15 protein-coding genes are annotated in these 15,874 nt (G+C 48.7%); 4 read left to right on the top strand and 11 right to left on the bottom strand.

Going from position 1 to position 15,874, the window contains the following annotated elements; all coding sequences use genetic code 11:
- Positions 1-29: 29 nt before the first annotated feature.
- The gene (locus NC981_RS21390; RefSeq protein ID WP_348244762.1) at positions 30-989 is read right to left on the bottom strand and encodes a hypothetical protein; all 960 of its coding nucleotides are present in this window, start codon (positions 987-989) and stop codon (positions 30-32) included.
- A 6-nt stretch (positions 990-995) separates the two neighbouring features.
- A complete protein-coding gene (locus NC981_RS21395; protein WP_348244763.1) occupies positions 996-2,777 on the bottom strand; it encodes an iron uptake porin in 1,782 nt (593 codons plus the stop codon).
- Positions 2,778-2,941: 164 nt separating this feature from the next.
- Here NC981_RS21395 and NC981_RS21400 point away from each other — a divergent pair, with 164 nt between their 5' ends.
- Positions 2,942-3,118, top strand: coding sequence for a hypothetical protein (locus tag NC981_RS21400; protein WP_348244764.1), 177 nt, complete (start codon positions 2,942-2,944; stop codon positions 3,116-3,118).
- 91 nt (positions 3,119-3,209) lie between these two features.
- On the top strand, positions 3,210-4,271 hold the full coding sequence (locus tag NC981_RS21405) for a RuBisCO accumulation factor 1 (RefSeq protein ID WP_348244765.1): 1,062 nt from the start codon (positions 3,210-3,212) through the stop codon (positions 4,269-4,271).
- A gap of 57 nt (positions 4,272-4,328) precedes the next feature.
- On the opposite strand, the gene acsF is transcribed toward NC981_RS21405, so the two are convergent.
- Both acsF and NC981_RS21415 read right to left on the bottom strand, forming a co-directional pair.
- Entirely contained in the window at positions 4,329-5,405 is a 1,077-nt protein-coding gene (acsF, locus tag NC981_RS21410; protein WP_348244766.1) for a magnesium-protoporphyrin IX monomethyl ester (oxidative) cyclase, read from the bottom strand.
- A 189-nt stretch (positions 5,406-5,594) separates the two neighbouring features.
- Positions 5,595-6,386 (bottom strand): YdcF family protein, encoded by a 792-nt coding sequence (locus NC981_RS21415; protein WP_348244767.1) that lies wholly within the window; start codon positions 6,384-6,386, stop codon positions 5,595-5,597.
- 294 nt (positions 6,387-6,680) lie between these two features.
- Between NC981_RS21415 and NC981_RS21420 the strand changes: the two genes are divergently transcribed.
- Positions 6,681-6,884, top strand: a complete 204-nt coding sequence (locus NC981_RS21420) for a DUF2949 domain-containing protein (protein WP_348244768.1) — start codon at positions 6,681-6,683, stop codon at positions 6,882-6,884.
- Here the strand turns inward: NC981_RS21420 and ftsE are convergent.
- A complete protein-coding gene (gene ftsE, locus NC981_RS21425; protein ID WP_348244778.1) occupies positions 6,872-7,603 on the bottom strand; it encodes a cell division ATP-binding protein FtsE in 732 nt (243 codons plus the stop codon). The genes NC981_RS21420 and ftsE overlap by 13 nt on opposite strands.
- Positions 7,604-7,819: 216 nt before the next feature.
- Positions 7,820-9,493 carry a mechanosensitive ion channel gene (locus tag NC981_RS21430; RefSeq protein WP_348244769.1) on the bottom strand — a complete coding sequence of 558 codons (1,674 nt, stop codon included), beginning with the start codon at positions 9,491-9,493 and terminating at the stop codon, positions 7,820-7,822.
- Between the two features lie 446 nt (positions 9,494-9,939).
- Between NC981_RS21430 and NC981_RS21435 the strand changes: the two genes are divergently transcribed.
- Positions 9,940-10,383 (top strand): SRPBCC family protein, encoded by a 444-nt coding sequence (locus NC981_RS21435; RefSeq protein WP_348244770.1) that lies wholly within the window; start codon positions 9,940-9,942, stop codon positions 10,381-10,383.
- On the opposite strand, the gene NC981_RS21440 is transcribed toward NC981_RS21435, so the two are convergent.
- The 5 genes from NC981_RS21440 to NC981_RS21460 all read right to left on the bottom strand — a co-directional run bounded on the left by NC981_RS21440 (position 10,380) and on the right by NC981_RS21460 (position 15,408).
- A complete protein-coding gene (locus NC981_RS21440; protein WP_348244771.1) occupies positions 10,380-11,204 on the bottom strand; it encodes a transglutaminase-like domain-containing protein in 825 nt (274 codons plus the stop codon). The genes NC981_RS21435 and NC981_RS21440 overlap by 4 nt on opposite strands.
- A gap of 3 nt (positions 11,205-11,207) precedes the next feature.
- Complete coding sequence (locus tag NC981_RS21445) at positions 11,208-12,752, bottom strand: FAD-dependent oxidoreductase (RefSeq protein ID WP_348244772.1); 1,545 nt, start codon at positions 12,750-12,752, stop codon at positions 11,208-11,210.
- A gap of 31 nt (positions 12,753-12,783) precedes the next feature.
- Positions 12,784-13,896 carry a beta-ketoacyl-ACP synthase gene (locus tag NC981_RS21450; RefSeq protein WP_348244773.1) on the bottom strand — a complete coding sequence of 371 codons (1,113 nt, stop codon included), beginning with the start codon at positions 13,894-13,896 and terminating at the stop codon, positions 12,784-12,786.
- The gene (locus NC981_RS21455; RefSeq protein WP_348244774.1) at positions 13,897-14,718 is read right to left on the bottom strand and encodes a peptidylprolyl isomerase; all 822 of its coding nucleotides are present in this window, start codon (positions 14,716-14,718) and stop codon (positions 13,897-13,899) included.
- A gap of 123 nt (positions 14,719-14,841) precedes the next feature.
- Complete coding sequence (locus NC981_RS21460) at positions 14,842-15,408, bottom strand: photosystem I assembly protein Ycf4 (RefSeq protein WP_190379161.1); 567 nt, start codon at positions 15,406-15,408, stop codon at positions 14,842-14,844.
- Positions 15,409-15,874 lie beyond the last annotated feature (466 nt).

Here is a 15,874-nt window from a genome sequence, read left to right on the forward strand (position 1 = left end):
ATCAGGTTATCTGCTCGTTTTCTCTCAGCCTATCTCAGCAAAATTCGACTACTCGGCCCGATTTGTCTAGACGAAGCTTTCGAGCCTTCAAGCACAACGCGGCTAACTTGCTGTAGCTGATTGCTGCTCAAAATCCCGCTCAAATTTGGGTCAATCCCGATCGGGGCCGATGGAGGGAGTACGGTAGCTGGCGGGGCACTTGGAGTCGAAGGAGATCGCACACTTGGAGCTGAAATTGGCGGCACACTCGGAGTCGAAGGGGGAAGCGTCCCCGGATTGGGAACTGCCGGCGTACCCGGACTAGGGATGGTAGGTGAAGACGGGGCGATCGGAGCTAAACCTGCGGGAATAGTTACGCGCAACTGAACAGGCATCGCATTGATGCGGAACGAAGAAACCGTAGGCCGGGGTGGAATCTGAGGATTGGCGTTGAAATTGTAGTGCGATCGGAAATCAAACACGGTTGGACTGGTTCCTCCGTTACGATCGCTATATCGCGCTCCCTGTCCACTGATATCAAACGTGCCCTGATACTGGAATCCGGTTGCAGGATCGGTGGCGATGCCTGTATATCTTCCCCGCACAACCAGTTCATCTTGAATCGTGCCGTGAAATCGAGTTGGTGCATTGTGATTGCGGCGGACTGGCTGGAGTTCCCCTCCCGATAGCACTGGAGAAGTTAGCACTCCATCGGTTGAGACGATCGGAATTCCGCGAAAATCGACAAAGTAGCGCCCGCTGCTATCGACCTGTACGAGATTCGGGTTGAAGTCTTGCGCCGAATACACAAGCTGCCCGTTTCTGAAATAGCGTCCTTGACTATCTGTGTTGACTCGGGTGGTGCTTTGGTTAAAGTTTGGGTTTTGGCTGGGAGGAACAACTGTGCCAGAAACTACGCCCGTACTGCGGATGACAATTTGGGCAGAGGCGGGATGAATTCCAAGAGTGCCAAATGAAAGCGCGATCGTAAAAAGGGTTCTAGAGAGCATAGTGACTTAAAACCGGAATGTTGTCCGCACCGTGCCAATGACGATCGGATCGTTTGCAGCATTGTGATTCGCATTGAAGATCACGAGAACGCCAGGAGTAATGTCGATCAAGGAATTGAGTCTGGCGCGGTAGAATGCCTCTAAATGCAGCGCGGTGTCAGGTTGTCCGCCTCTGCCCCCTGTGTTGCTAAACCGAGGGAAGTTATAGCCTTCGGGTAGCGTACTACTTGTGATTTTAGGCGGTTGTCCAAACAGAAGACCACCGAGATTTCCCGGCACAAACAAGTCAGGAAATGCAGAAAAGACCATCCAGTTTGTTGTTTGTACTGAACCGGGAAGCTCAACCGCTTTTGAGCTTGTCCATCCACCCCAGCCGCCGATCGTCCATTTCTGATTGAGCCGCCAAGCGACTGTTGCACCAATCGCGTGAGTGGTAAATGCGGTATTCGTCGGTGCAAACGGTGAGAGCAATTGTGAATCTCCGATTCCGGTTCCAATGAAGCCATCGGGCGATCGTGAAAATAGATAATGAATGCCGATGTTGAGCGCATCGGTGGGCGCGATCGTCAATTGCGCTCCAGCGGCGTACCGACCTCCGATTAGTCCACCGGCATCTGCATTTCCCGCAAACGAGGGCAATTCAGCACTATACACTCCTTGCAAACTGAGGTGCGGATTGATTTGCCAATCGAACCCGACACCGCCTGTGCCGTTCCCGATCGCTAAGATTGGATTGCGTTGTCCGAGCAATGAAGGTGCGCCATCGCCTGCACCTTCAAGCGGATTGATCCCTCGAAAGGTATTTGCGGGATTCACGCCTACTGCACCGATCAAAACACCAAAATTATCAGCAATGGGGAATCGATAAGACAGATCGCTGATAAAGATCTGATTGTCTTGTTCGGATTCGTAGGAGAGCCGCCCCATATTGGTAAAGAGATTAGGCGCAGACGATCGTAAGTTTCCAGTTTGCAGCGTGGTTAACAGCAAGTCTCGTCCACTGAATGAAGTAGCAAGTGAGAGTTGAACATTGCTTGTGAATGTGGGTTTTAATTCCCCTTGACGTTCAGGTACACCGTCTCTGGGAAACAAATCAACATTTGCTTGATTGCTGGCTTGGGCAGATACGATCGCTTGCCCAAACAATCGCGTCGTGGTTGAGAATTGCTGCTTCTCTAGCGTGGTCGATCGCGCTTCTAAGTGATCAACTCGACCGTTTAGCGCCGCCAGTTCAGATGTAAATTTCGCTTGTAGAGTTTGCAGCGTGTCCAAATCTGGTTGGGTGACGATGTTAGACTGCTGAGCCCTGAGTAATGCTTGTACTCGATCGAGACAAGCATTTAGTCCCGCCGCAAACTCGTATCGAGTGATTGCTCGATCGCCCCGAAAAGTACGGTCTGGATATCCTGCAATACAGCCATATCGCTCAATTAATCCCTGTAATGCTTGAAATGCCCAGTCCCTCGGCTGTACGTCCGACAATTGCGAAACCGACGTAACTTGATCCATTCCATCTACAACGGGTTCGGTTTCTGACGCGATCGCACGAATCGAACTAAACTCTGGTACTGCTGAAGAAGGACGATCGACATCCGGTGCAATCGGCCTTAATGCAACTGGTGTATTTGTTTTTATTTCGCTAAACTCTGGCGATCGGACTGTCTCTGGAGTTCCAACTTTAGCGTTAGTCGGCTTTGAGTTTAGATGAATCGAGTTTTGAAGGGTCTTCCTCCCGACAACTAAGCGGGACGGCTGCGGGGGATATGCGATCGCTCCAGTCTCGGTCATCGTCTTACTCCAAATGTTGCATTCTCCTTATACCCGCATTTACGTATAAAAACTCACGTTACAATTGGTACTACTGATGCAAAAAATTATCTTTCTGAAGGTGGGCGTACTCGGTATACCCCAAGAGTTAAGTTGAATTACGCCCTGTTATCACTAATGCTTATATGAATGTTCATTCTCGATATCGTCCCAGTGCAATTTTTGCTCTAATTGCTGGATTTGCCGTTGTACTTGGCATCTGCCACTACTATCAGCGCATTTCAAGTAAGCCTGTTTTCCCGATCGACAAAAGCACACTTACGATTACTCGCGTCGATCAACCTGGGAATTCCGAAGTCTAAATGATCGCCTCGCATTGCTAAACGGGTTTTCCTGCACCGGAGGCATCGCGGGTTTGGTAATCTGATTGAGGATTACTGGGAGAGCCGCGTTATGACTGAGACACCACAAGAATTACCAAACGCTGACGAGTTGCTTCTATCACTCCGTCGTAAAGAGGGATCATGGGTTGAGTGGGCACACGCTTGTCAAACACTGCAAAAAGCAGGCCATACACCACAAGCCATTTTTGAAGCCACCGGATTTGAGCCAATTCATCAAAATCAAATTACTGTTGCGGCTCAGGTATTCGACTCGATGCTTAAGGTCGGGGTTTCGGATGCGGTGCGATCGTATTTTGGCAACAGAGCCAGCGATATTCTCTACGAATTACGGATTCTCTCTCAATCTGAAAGAGCCGCAGCCGCAGAGTTAGTGTTTGAAAAGAACTTAGACACGGATGAGGTTCATGAAGTTGCTCGTGCCCTCAAAGATTACTCACGCCTGAGCAAGCAGCCTGAAGCTTTCACCGCACATCCGGGTGATGCAGTGGCTTACCAAGCTTGGAAGAGTGCAAAAGAGAAAACCGATTTGCAAGAACGATCGCGCCTGATTGCTAGAGGCTTAAAATTTGCCCACAGTGAAACGGCTCGAAAAGCGATCGAGTCTCTGCTGACTGATTTCACGGTCACACCCAAGCGTCCTGCCCCCCGTCTTCCGGTTTACCGTCTGGAGTCGGACGACCAACTGCCGCGCATTCTCCCCGTTGCCGGCAAGATGCCATTAACGATCGCAGATCTTCACGCTGTCCCGATGATCGAGGAGACGGGCGCGTTTGCACTCGTGCAGTTTTCCGGTACAGGCGCGTGGATAACGGTTCCAGGATGGCAAGTGATTCGGAGTGCTGAAGATCCGGTCGCGCTTTTGTGTGATAGCGATCGATTACCGACTCCATTATCTGGGAATCCGGAAGAAGTGATCGTGGTGCTAGATCGATCAGAGCGGCAATGGCAATTAGAGCATTATTTTGCCGTCGCCAACGGAGAACAGCTTGAATTGCAGTGGTTTGAAGAAGCACCGACAGTCACGCTTTTAGGACGGGTAATTTTGGTGATGCGTCCGAAAAAGGTTTTAGACGAGGCTTATTCAACTGAACTTTGGCAGATTGATGAATAAAAAAGCGGTTCCACCAATCTTTTGATCTGGGGAACCGCTTTCAACCGGGTAGCGTAATTATCTGACTTGACCGTGCGATGCGGTCATGTCGATCGGCTTAATGAAATATAGCTTTGCAAGTTGAACGCCATTCGAGACGTAGTAAGGAATTTTCTTCAGCGTCTTCACGAATTTCGATCTGCTGCTGCTGTCGATCGCTCTTAAGTTTTCGTTGTTCTGAACGCAAGTTTCAAGTCGCGCATAGAACTCTGGATGCTTCACGTTGAGAATAACCGGGAAAACACGACCTGCGGTTTCGTTAGTTTTCTCGATCACGGTGTACTCAAACTCGCGGGTGTTAAGACCGATCGCTTCATAGAATTCGGTGCGCTGAATGTCATTCAGGTACATCGTCGCAAACACTGACAGCAAGAAGAATCGACACCAGAGTTTAGCCTTCCAGTCGTTGAGGAACTGGGGCTGGGTCCGCATCAACGCATCGAAGAAGTCTCCGTGGCGGTTCTCATCTTGGCACCAGTTATCAAAGAACTTGAAAATCGGATACAGCCGATCTTCAGGATGCGCTTTGAGGTGATGGAAAATTGTGATGTAGCGCCAGTAACCAATCTTCTCGGATAGGTAAGTTGCGTAGAAGATGAACTTCGGCTTAAAGAATGTGTACTTGCGGCTCTTGGTTAAAAAGCCTAAATCAAGCGAAAGATTAAAGTCAGACAACGCTTTGTTAAGGAAGCCTGCGTGACGTGCCTCATCGCGAGACATCAGCGAAAATCCTTCAGCTAGAAGCGGATTGCGGTCTTTCAGCTTGCGGGACAGTTCTTTGTAAAGTAAAAAGCCCGAAAATTCTGCGGTGCAGGAGCGCTCTAGGAATTCGACAAACACACGACGGGTATTGCCGTCGATGTGATCCCAGGATTGCTCGAACTCCTCATCCCGCACAAAATGGTGGCGGTTGTAGTCGTTTCGCAATTCTGCAACGAGCGCCTCGAATTCTTCCTCGTTAACCGAGAGATCCATCTGCGCCATCTCGTCAAAGTCGGTGGTGTAGAAGCGCGGCGTGAGAATCGTTTCTTTCGCTGGAACTTTGATTCCAGGGCGCAGTTCTTCAAAGCCTGGTTTTTTAAGAGAATCTACCATGAGTTTTACGCAGAGCGCAGTGTGGTCTAGGTGCAGTCTGTGGATGCGGCAAATCGCTTTACCGGACTTGATTCCACGATCGATTACGACTTTTAGTGTATCAAGCTTCCTGCAGCGCTTTGACGCGGATTTATTAAGAGTTGCAACGAGTCTTTACATTTTGGAACATTGGTCAAGGGCGCAGAGGCATTAAGCCCACCCTCGCACTCGGTACACTAAGATTCCGACATATTCTTTAAGTACACGAGTGGTGCGACGAATTTGATCGGCATCCGGTAAGGAATCTAGAATTCTCGCTTCTAACGTCGATTTTGAGGCTTGCTCAGCTTGGACTAAGGTGTAATCGGTCGGAGCGGGAATGGCATCAATTCCCAACTTCCTAAAGATCAGCATTGATCGCGGCATATGCATCGCCGATGTCACCAGTAGGATTTTCTCAATCTTATTTGCTCTCATAATTTCCAGTGTGTTCACAGCGTTTTCGCGGGTGTTGAGCGATCGCGATTCAAGTAGCATCGCTGAGCGCGGAACTCCCATCGGTTCCATCAGAATCGCCATGTCTTCAGCTTCGGAACCCGGATTCGATCGCCAATCAATCCGTCCGCCGCTGAGGATCAGACGGGGCGCTCTCTTTTCTCGATAGAGCTTTGCTGCGTAGAGAACGCGATCGCCTTCCTCTTGGACTTCAATCCAGGGGCGAGGCGTTAGCGCCGCTCCCGTTGAGCCGCCTAGCACCACGATCGCATCTGCGGTCGGCAGTTCGCCTTCCGTGATGTACTGATATTCCAAAGTTTTCACAATCGCGTCGCTGACCCAAGGGCTTGAACTCAGTAACAGAATTAAAAAGGTGAGCGTGACGGGGATTAAGGCTAAGCGCGATCGCTTTTGCAATATCAAAACCAACGTGAGCAGCAGCAGCAAGCAGCTTAAGCCCAGCGGGTAAATAAACAGGGGCAGTAGTTTGGAGAAAAATAAAAACATTGAGATTGCGATGCCTTTGGCACACGGAAACGTAACCGATTTCGCAAAGTATTGTATCTCTCCTTTATGATTTGATCGCTTTTGCTGCTTAAATGCTGAAATCGCTTTTTGCAATCGGGATAACTACGGAAGTTCAGCGAATGGGATCGAATACTCAATCGAGTGTTTAAGTATTTTCGGGGATAGAGTGCAGTCACAGTTCTGGATTGAAAAGCCTGAACTTTTGGATGATTTTGAGATTGATGAAGTTTGTTTACATAAGTTAAATTGTTTCTCATACAGCAGGGCGGCAACATGGAAACGAAAAAGCGGTCAGAATTAATTCGGTTTCTCCGGGAAGAACTTGCGCTTCCCATCTCTACGATCGATTTTGCGGTCAAGCACAGTCAACCAGAACTTGCACCTCTTCCAATGGTGCTATGGCAGTATGGTTTAGTGACGCTGAACCAGCTTGACCAGATTTTTGACTGGCTAGAAAAAGTCAGCTACACCCTGTGATACAGCCGACCGTTGCGAATTTGCACGACCGGATCATTTGCTTGCCGAATCAGATTTTCATCGTGCGTTGTCACTAAAACCGTAACCCCAATTTGATTTAGCTTTTTAAGAATCTTAACCAGTTGCAACGAATTTTCTGGATCAAGATTTCCGGTCGGCTCATCGGCTAGGACAATCGGGGGAGTTCCGACGATCGCCCGCGCAATACTTGCCCGCTGCTGTTCCCCACCAGAAAGCTCTTCTGGAAAACAATCCGCCTTGTGAACCAGACCTACCATTTTCAGAGCAGGCTGTAAGCGACGCTGAATTTCAGGACGAGAATATCCCTGCGCCCAGAGAACAAACGAGACATTTTCCGCCACCGTTCGACGCGGAATCAGCTTGTAATCCTGAAACACAACACCGATGCGACGGCGCAAAAAGGCGAGTTGATTGCCGCGCAGACGAGCAGGATTTTGACGATCGACAAAAATTTCACCTTCAGAGGGCAGTTCTGCGCCATAGAGCAATTTAAGAAGAGTTGATTTCCCGGAGCCGGAAGGCCCTGTGATAAACAAGAAGTCGCCGCTTTTCACGTCGAGCGAAATGCCGGAGAGCGCAGAACTTCCGTTCGGATAAGTTTTGGTTACCTGACGCAGTTGAATTAGCGCTGCTGGCACAGATTGAGAGTCATCACGGGTAGGGACAGAGGGCGACGGACGATTCAGGGCTTGAGCCATAACGATCGACATGGGAAATCAACTCCACCCTTGTACACCTGAAATCAGGTTGCTCCCTCCGGGAAATCGCGGGATCTTAGAAAGAGGTGAGCTTGATTGAGCGCTCCTGTTTGAGGTGTGAAGGCTAAAAGGACTAAGGAGCGGGGAGCAGGGGTAAAAAGGGGCAACACCCCACTCCCCACCCGAGTCAGCATGAAAGTTTGTCACCCTCACACACTAACGCTTGAAGTCTTTCAACCACTCACGCAACTGCTCACCCGCGACATCCCGGCCGCCGAGACCAAACGCGATCGCAATCGCCACCGCGATCGCGCCCAGCAATAGCCCAAACGCCAAATTCACAATATTCGGCGCAATCCCGATTTGCTGAAGCGCCAACGCTGCGACAAATCCCAGAATCGCAACTCGCGCTGTCTGACCCAGCAATTTCGACTGCCGGCTGCCAGAACTGGTAATCAAGCTGTACGCCAAGTTCGCAAAGTACAATCCAACCGCAAACACGACTAGCCCAGACAAAATGCGCCCGAAAATGTAAAGCAAGCCAGAAATAATCGCCGTTAAGGCTTGAATTTGCAGCACATCTACCGCCGCAACGGTCGCAAACAGCAGAATTCCAACCAAAACGATGATGCCCGCAATCTCAGATGGCGATCGTACTGCCATTTTCTGTTGATCTATGGGTTGACTCACCTGTGGCAGCGTTTCGCCGGTTTGAAACTCGGTACTGTACTGTTCGGGTGGAACCTTGGGTGTGTAAGGTGCCGATTGCAGCCCTAGCCAATAAAAGAGATTATCGAATCCAATACTTGCGAGAATGCTAGATACCAAATCGGCAACAAACTTGCCGATTACATAAGCGATCGCTAAGATTGCGGCGGCGGTGAAGATCAACGGCAAGGCGTTTAGCACTTGATTCAGCATTGCGGTTGCAGGTACCGAAATCGCTGGAATCCTGAGTGCATCGAGCGCGGCAGTTGCAGTTGGAATCAGAATTAACACATAGACGATCGTGCCCAAAATCCAGGACAGCGATTGACCGCCTCTGGCTCGGTTTAGTCCAATTCTTGCTCCCACTTGATCTGTCCCGACCGCGCTCAGCAAGTTTGTGACAATTCCCCGAACTGTTCGAGCAATAAACCAACCCACCACCGCGATCGCCAACGCTTTAATAATGTTGGGAAGGGCGCTTAAGATATCATTCAGCAGATTCTGAACCGGCTGGAGCGGGCCTTGCAAATTCAGTACGCCTAAAATCAGCGGCAAGAAAAATAGGAAAACAAACCAGTAAACCGCATTGCCTAACGTCTCACTGAGCCGAAAGGGAGGGGTCGCTAACGGATCGTCACTTGGCTCAGAGAGCTTCTCATCTAAAGAAAACGATTCCGAGGTGCGAACGACGATCGTTTTCGCAAGCGTCGCCACAACCCAAGCCAATCCGACCAAGAGTGCAGCCGCACCCAACTGCGGGAGAAAGGCGAAAATTTGATTGAGAAAATTATTGAGCGGCTGTGAAACGGTGTTTAACCCAAGCGCATTTAAAGCAGCGACTACAGCCAGGATCATTATGATCCAGAAGACGATCGTTGAAATCAAACCTTCAACGTTAAAATTTGCTCGTCCTCGTCCGCCAGCAACCCAGTCTGCGAGTCGATTATCGAGTGTGGTTCGCTTCAGCAATCCGCGCACAACACTCGATACGAAGACAGCGACCAGTGCTCCAATTAATAGGACAAGCAGCGCCCCGCCGAGTTTGATGATTAACTCAGCGACATTAATTCCTTGGATGTAGCCGAATGGTGCCTCTCCGGGGGGGAGTTGGGCGAATTGAAAATTTCCCGCAAATCGCGGCATGTCGCTGAACTGATCAAGATGTTGCCAGAACTCATTCATGATGTTTTGATAAATCCTTTCGCTTTCAAAAAGCGCCGAATCGATCGCTTTTGTAGATCTATGCCAACCGTTGCCCTAAGGAGAATAAATCAGTTGCTGAATATTAGTGCTGTCCACCGTAAAACTGCAGGCGGTTTGCTCAACGTTCAGCGGTTTCTCCCTAAAATCACGGTTGCACCATAAGCGTACTCGTATCTCTCGTTAGAGAAAAGCTCCTGGAAACACTTTTTTGAATTTTCTATGAAGTGTCTGGATAATCGATCGACGATGCCAGTTTGCTAAGCTCGCGTTTTAACTCGACAAAAATTGCTGAGTCGCACAAGTTAGTGGAGAGTATCCCATTTCCTAAATTGTTTTTTCTTCAGTCCAGAGAGAGAGGTCGAACGATCAAGCTAGGTTTGCGAATTCAGAGACAATAAAAGGAATCGATCGCAGGAGAGAAATCGGTGGAGCCACAAGTTTTCGAGCAATCAATCCTAATTCAAGCCAGCGCAACCAATGTAGAGCGCTGCTTTACTGACTTAAAGTTGATGCACCGTTGGCTGAATCCAGCATTGCGCTGCGAACCGATCGATCATTGGTCTACCGAAGTTGGCAGCGAGAGCCGCTTTGTGATTCAAATTCCGGTGTTACAACCTGCACTTAAAAGTGTCGTTGCGGAGCGGCAGCCCGGTTTAGTTGTGTGGCAATTTGAGGGATTTTTTAAGGGGCGCGATCGCTGGGAATGCAAACCCGAAGACAGGGGAACCCGCCTGATCAATCGATTTGAATTCGAGATTCCCAACGCGATCGTGCGCTTTGGATTTAACCAATTTGCGGCAAAGTGGACACAAGAAGATATGCAGGCGCAATTGCGCCGATTAAAGCGAGTGGCAGAAACCTTAAGCTAACTGCCTTCGATGCGATCGAGCAATTGTTCAATCACATCACGATCGTTCGCGTTTGGAACGTTATCGAGATAAGCCTCTAAGTCTTGGCGAGCTTCAATCCAGCGATGGGTTTGAAAATAGATGATGCCGCGATCACGTAGCTCAAACGGCGCGTCGGGAAACAGAATCAAAATTCTTTCAATCATGGTAAGGCATTTTCCAATTTTGCCTTGGTTTAAATAAATGCCCTTTAGATTGGTCAACATTCGCGCCAAAAATTGTTTTGCGGTCACTGCTTCTAGAAACTTGGGACGCATTTCAACAGGCTGTCCGGCAAGCTGGTTTAATCGCTCTTGGCAATCTTGCGGAAACAGAATTTCTCCTTCATGAAACGCATCCACAAAAATTTCCATGTCTTCATTCACCGCAGGACGAATGAGAAAATGCCCCGGCATTCCAACTCCAATCATCGGAAAATTAATGCGTTTTGCAATCGCTAAATACAACAATGCTAGTGAAATTGGAATTCCAGTTCTGCGATCGATCACGTCATTCAAAAAGCTATTCCGCGGGTCATAATAATCTTCAGAATTTCCATGAAATTCTAAATCTTTATACAAATACTGATTAATTGTTTGAACAATTCGCAGCGGATAGGGTTCTTCTGGAAGCCTAGCTTGAATCTCTACTGCCATTTGATCAAGTGCTTTCAAATAATAATCAACCTCTAATTCTGGGTACTCTTCTTGTGCAATATAAAGGGCTGCTTTTTCTAGGTTGATCTCTTCATCATCCTGACGCACTTCCTGATAAAAACGTTGTCGAGCCAGCGAGAATTCCATTCCTTAATGTCCTACGTAATCATTTCCTGAACCGTATTGCCAGGCATCCACCCACCGATTCCAAACATATTGCTGAACGGGCGATAGTGCTTCAATCCAAGGTTTTAGTTTTGGCGCGATCGCAGACAAGACGGTATAAATTGCCAAATTAAAATAGTGCAGCATCCAATCTAGCAGAGCTAAAACGCCAACGTGGGGAATAATCTTCAAAACCAACCCTGGATGAGCAATTGCTGTTCTAAGCAGGGTTTGAGAAAGTGGCATAAACTGAACGACATCCTGCAAAAAAGGCTTCAAAACTTGCTCACCGGACTGTTGCATCTCCGAGAAAACTGCCATCAGTAATTGATTAATCTGCTCGGGATTCACTTTTTGATTTATGCCAACGCTCATCGATCGCTGAAATAGCCAGGTGACTGATAAATTTGGCTGATAAGGTTGCAGCAGCGCTAAAGATGAACGATCGAGCCTTTGGCATCGTAGCGCCTGATCAATCCCATTTGTTAATCGTTTCAGGTGCCGCACCATTGCTCCAAAGCCACCGAAGCTGAGGGGCGATTGACTGCCACTGCTATCCCCGATCGGCAAAATTCGATCCCATTCTAGATGTAGAGGACTTTCACGATAGCAGGGAAAGATACCAAACAATGCCCTAACAAATTCAAGTTGCTCAAGTTCAATGCTTTGGTACTCAGGCAGAAGTTTGAGGTAGTCATCAAATAGCGTTTCTAGTGAAAATCGATCGCGATCCGCATCTAAATAAGTGAATAGATAAGTGGTTCTTCCGTCTCTTGCAGGAAAAGCCTCCCAGAAATACTGGCACTGTTTCTGAATTGGCGTAAAAGCTGCAATTAAATCTCCCGCCTCATTTTGTTCAAATCCCTTTGCACAAGTTCCAACCACTAAGCAAACTCCGTCTGGTTTCTTTCCCTGTCTTGCTTGTTGAACAATCGGTGAAAAATGCCCCATCGCATCTAGCAGCAAATAGGCAGTTAGTGACTGATTAATACACACTCCATTCGGATGAATTTGTACACTTTCAAAGGGCGTATCTTCGATTAGATTACCGCCATTTTTGAGAAATAATTGTTTTAGTGTTTCTAGTAAATACGCTGGATCAACTCCAGTATTTAGGACATTCTTAACAAAAATCTGATTATCCTCAGAAAAGCTGATCCGGACGGGATTGAATTGAGTTGCGATCGCAGCTTCTAACTCCGTTTCATTCAGCAATCCTAACTCTATAAACACCTCTAATTCCTGACGAGAAATGTTCCATTCTTGCTCTCGCCCCTTTAAAACTTCTCGCTCGATCAGTGTTACTCGCCAACCCTTCTGAACCAATGCCGCACCCAGTAAAATTCCCAACGTTCCGCCACAAATCACGACATCCCAATCCACTGAATCTAAAGGCTGATCCTTCACTTCAACCGCCTGTGGAACGGACATCGAACCTTCTCGCACCTCTTTCCATCGGGCATCGACTCGACGTAATCCTTCCAAGGAATTTCCTGGAATCTTGGCTAAAATCTCTTCTGTGACTGACATTCGTTCACCGCGATCGTTTCTCTATCGTAAATTATCGACCGAATGCCACGATCGCATTTTGTCCCCCAAATCCAAAACTGAAGCACAGAACGTTTCTTAATTCCGTCGATTCAGCCGATGTCGCGATCGCTAGCGTAAATTCCCCGTTTCTCATCCCCACATTCGGTGGCACAATCTGATGTTTCAACGCCATCAAACAAAATGCTGCTCCCAATGCCCCAGATCCGCCAAGTGTATGCCCTGTCGCTCCTTTCGTCGAACTTACCCAAACAGAATCGGAAAAACAGCGCTGGATCAATTGTGCTTCGTTGCGATCGTTTAGCTGCGTCGCCGTTCCATGGGCGTGAATGTAATCAACCTCTTGAGCTTTCAGAGAACTCCGCTCAAGGCACTGTTTCACAGCCGCGATCGCGGCTCGGCTCTCCGGCTCTGGCGCACTGACATGATAACCATCTGCCGTCAGCCCAAACCCCAAAACCCGACCATAGATTTTGGCATTCCTTCGCTGTGCCACCGTTTCAGACTCCAGCACAAAAATTGCACCGCCCTCGCCTAGCACCAAGCCCTGTCGATCGACATCAAACGGAAACGCGCCATCTTTTGCTAGTGCCCCCATTCGCTGAAATCCGATCAGCGTTAGCGGCGTAATCGGAGCCTCGATCGCCCCACAAATCACGCGCTCACATTGCCCACTGCGGATCAATTCTGCTCCCCGCGCGATCGCCCAAAGTCCCGTGGCACAAGCCGCCATCGGAGCAAGCACGATCGCTTGAGACCCAACCAATTGAGCCGTAGCGATCGCGCTTCCATTCGGCAAAGTATTCAACCAGTTTAGAAACTCACCTTCTCCTGCGGTTAACTTTTCCCACTGCGCCTGATTTCCCCGACTCGACCCGACGACGATACCGCACTTGCACAACGGTGCTGTTAATCCAGCATCGTTCATAGCATCTAAAACAACTTGGCGCGTTAAGTCCAGAATCTCAGCGGGATATTTGCCAATCAGCGCGCTCGGTCGTGGCTCCAAGGCTGAAAAAGGCTGGTAGAACTGAATGCCCGATCGTCCTTCTACCAACCTTTCCCAAGTCTGCGCCAGATTTCCTAATGCTGACGCTAAACCCACTCCAGTTACAACAACAGACATTTAAGGCGAAGTCGTCGGACTCGGAGAAGGACTTCCGGTTGGACTCGGAGAAGGACTTGCAGTACTACTTGTTTTTAAATTCTCTAACCCTTGGGTTACTTTTGCCGACTCAATACGATCGCCCTGTTGAATCTTGTCAACGGTTTCCATTCCCTGAGTCACATACCCAAACACCGCATAGTTTCCATCCAAGAACGGCAAGTCCGCCAGGGTAATGTAGAACTGAGAAGAGGCAGAATCGGGAGCCTGCGATCGAGCCATTGCTACTGCACCACGAGTATGTCTGAGCTTCGGTGGAACGTCGATGCCCGCTTCAGCAAATGTCCGGCTATAAATTGGTTCATTCGCCTTCTGCGGCGTAATTTCAAGGGGAACATCGCGGGGTTGTTGCGTCGCTGGGTCAATAAATCCACCGGTTCCCAGACGATCGAGCGGCACATTCGGATTCTTACTTTGAGGATCGCCCCCCTGCACTACAAATGGCTGTGGCTCTCTCACGACGCGATGAAACACTAGTCCGTCATAAACCTTGCGATTTACCAAATCGACAAAATTTCCTGCTGTAATTGGCGCACTTGTCCCATCAAGCTCCATCGTGATTGGTGAACCCTTCACTGTGATTACGACTGTCGCTTTTCCCTGCAATCGGGGTAGCCCACCGGCTTGAGGAGAAGAAGTCGCAGTTGCAGTCGGGGCGGGGCTACTAGGAGTTGGTGAGCCGGTCGGTGCAGCCGAGGTCTGCGGCTGTCCATTACATCCAGTCAGCGCAACCATCCCGACAATCAACGAGCACGCAACCCAGTTTTGAAATTTTGTCCGCATTTTAAATCACCTATCCCAACAGACCATCTAACATCTTACGCATATTCCATCAGCTTAAATCGACAAAAAAGGTTTGTAGAACTTGGCTCCACAAACCTCTTCGTTATTCTTGCAGCTCAGCATTTACAGTCCTTCAAGCGGCACACCCAGGAATCGAGCTAACCCTGCTGCTTCATTTTCTAATTCCGCTAATGTCAGCGGTTGCCCCACTCGCGTCAGGGGAATATCCCGCATCCCTTTCACTCGGAGATAAAGAGAGCGGCGGGGATTCACACCTTCTCGTAACACCGCTTTCACCGCTTGCACATCCGAGGTTTTCAGGTCAACTTCCACCCGTCGATTTTTTCCGGGAAAGCCCCAGCGAAAAATTTTGACCTCTCCGGTTTCCTTATTGAATTCGTTGTATCCGCCGCCCAAGTTCCAAGCGATCGTCAACCATAAGTAAGTCGCCAGCAATAATCCAGCCGTCCCATAAAAGCCCATTGCCAAACCTTGAGGAACAAACACAAGCTCGGTCGGATCAGAGAACGGCAGCAAATTAACTTTTGTGTAACTCGAAATTGCAGCAAGAAAAAATCCACTGGCTCCGATCGACACGATCGTCGCCCACCAGTAGTTACTAAATCGCCGTGCCCCTAAGACCGGCTGACGCAAAACAAGATTTTCTGAAGAGGTGGTTTGTGCCGCCATAGCGCTTGTGCTACCTAAAAAACTTTCAAGACTTCCACTCTGTAAGCGGTCTGAACCGTACTCAGAGCGTTTTACAATCTTAAAAACAACCCTATCTAGTATACTCCCTACAACGCTTTGTAAGCGTAAGTAAACATAAGTATAGGTACTTATTGACAATTGAACTTTCTCAGGAATCAAATCTGGATCGAAAATGCTAAAACTCCTATTTTGATTGGCGATCGTAGGAAAGTTCAAAAAAAGTTAGCTGAGATTCCACGTATCGGTTTGTAAATTTTCTAATTTCTCCTATTATGTATAGGCATATAAACTCGTTCACTCTAGACAGCCCGTAATTTTTCGTATAGCTAGAGGATTTTTCAAATGACCATCGCAGTAGGTCGCGCGCCAGCGCAACGCGGCATCTTTGATGCCCTCGACGACTGGCTCAAACGCGACAGATTCGTCTTCGTCGGCTGGTCTGGCA

This window comes from Leptolyngbya sp. DQ-M1 (assembly GCF_039962505.1).
GTDB lineage: Bacteria > Cyanobacteriota > Cyanobacteriia > Leptolyngbyales > Leptolyngbyaceae > Leptolyngbya.

Excerpts from the sequence above, each read along its gene's own strand:
- NC981_RS21390 (WP_348244762.1), bottom strand. The coding sequence starts at position 989 with ATGCTCTCTAGAACCCTTTTTACGATCGCGCTTTCATTTGGCACTCTT.
- NC981_RS21395 (WP_348244763.1), bottom strand. The coding sequence starts at position 2,777 with ATGACCGAGACTGGAGCGATCGCATATCCCCCGCAGCCGTCCCGCTTA.
- NC981_RS21400 (WP_348244764.1), top strand. The coding sequence starts at position 2,942 with ATGAATGTTCATTCTCGATATCGTCCCAGTGCAATTTTTGCTCTAATT.
- NC981_RS21405 (WP_348244765.1), top strand. The coding sequence starts at position 3,210 with ATGACTGAGACACCACAAGAATTACCAAACGCTGACGAGTTGCTTCTA.
- acsF (WP_348244766.1), bottom strand. The coding sequence starts at position 5,405 with ATGGTAGATTCTCTTAAAAAACCAGGCTTTGAAGAACTGCGCCCTGGA.
- NC981_RS21415 (WP_348244767.1), bottom strand. The coding sequence starts at position 6,386 with ATGTTTTTATTTTTCTCCAAACTACTGCCCCTGTTTATTTACCCGCTG.
- NC981_RS21420 (WP_348244768.1), top strand. The coding sequence starts at position 6,681 with ATGGAAACGAAAAAGCGGTCAGAATTAATTCGGTTTCTCCGGGAAGAA.
- ftsE (WP_348244778.1), bottom strand. The coding sequence starts at position 7,603 with ATGGCTCAAGCCCTGAATCGTCCGTCGCCCTCTGTCCCTACCCGTGAT.
- NC981_RS21430 (WP_348244769.1), bottom strand. The coding sequence starts at position 9,493 with ATGAATGAGTTCTGGCAACATCTTGATCAGTTCAGCGACATGCCGCGA.
- NC981_RS21440 (WP_348244771.1), bottom strand. The coding sequence starts at position 11,204 with ATGGAATTCTCGCTGGCTCGACAACGTTTTTATCAGGAAGTGCGTCAG.
- NC981_RS21445 (WP_348244772.1), bottom strand. The coding sequence starts at position 12,752 with ATGTCAGTCACAGAAGAGATTTTAGCCAAGATTCCAGGAAATTCCTTG.
- NC981_RS21450 (WP_348244773.1), bottom strand. The coding sequence starts at position 13,896 with ATGTCTGTTGTTGTAACTGGAGTGGGTTTAGCGTCAGCATTAGGAAAT.
- NC981_RS21455 (WP_348244774.1), bottom strand. The coding sequence starts at position 14,718 with ATGCGGACAAAATTTCAAAACTGGGTTGCGTGCTCGTTGATTGTCGGG.
- NC981_RS21460 (WP_190379161.1), bottom strand. The coding sequence starts at position 15,408 with ATGGCGGCACAAACCACCTCTTCAGAAAATCTTGTTTTGCGTCAGCCG.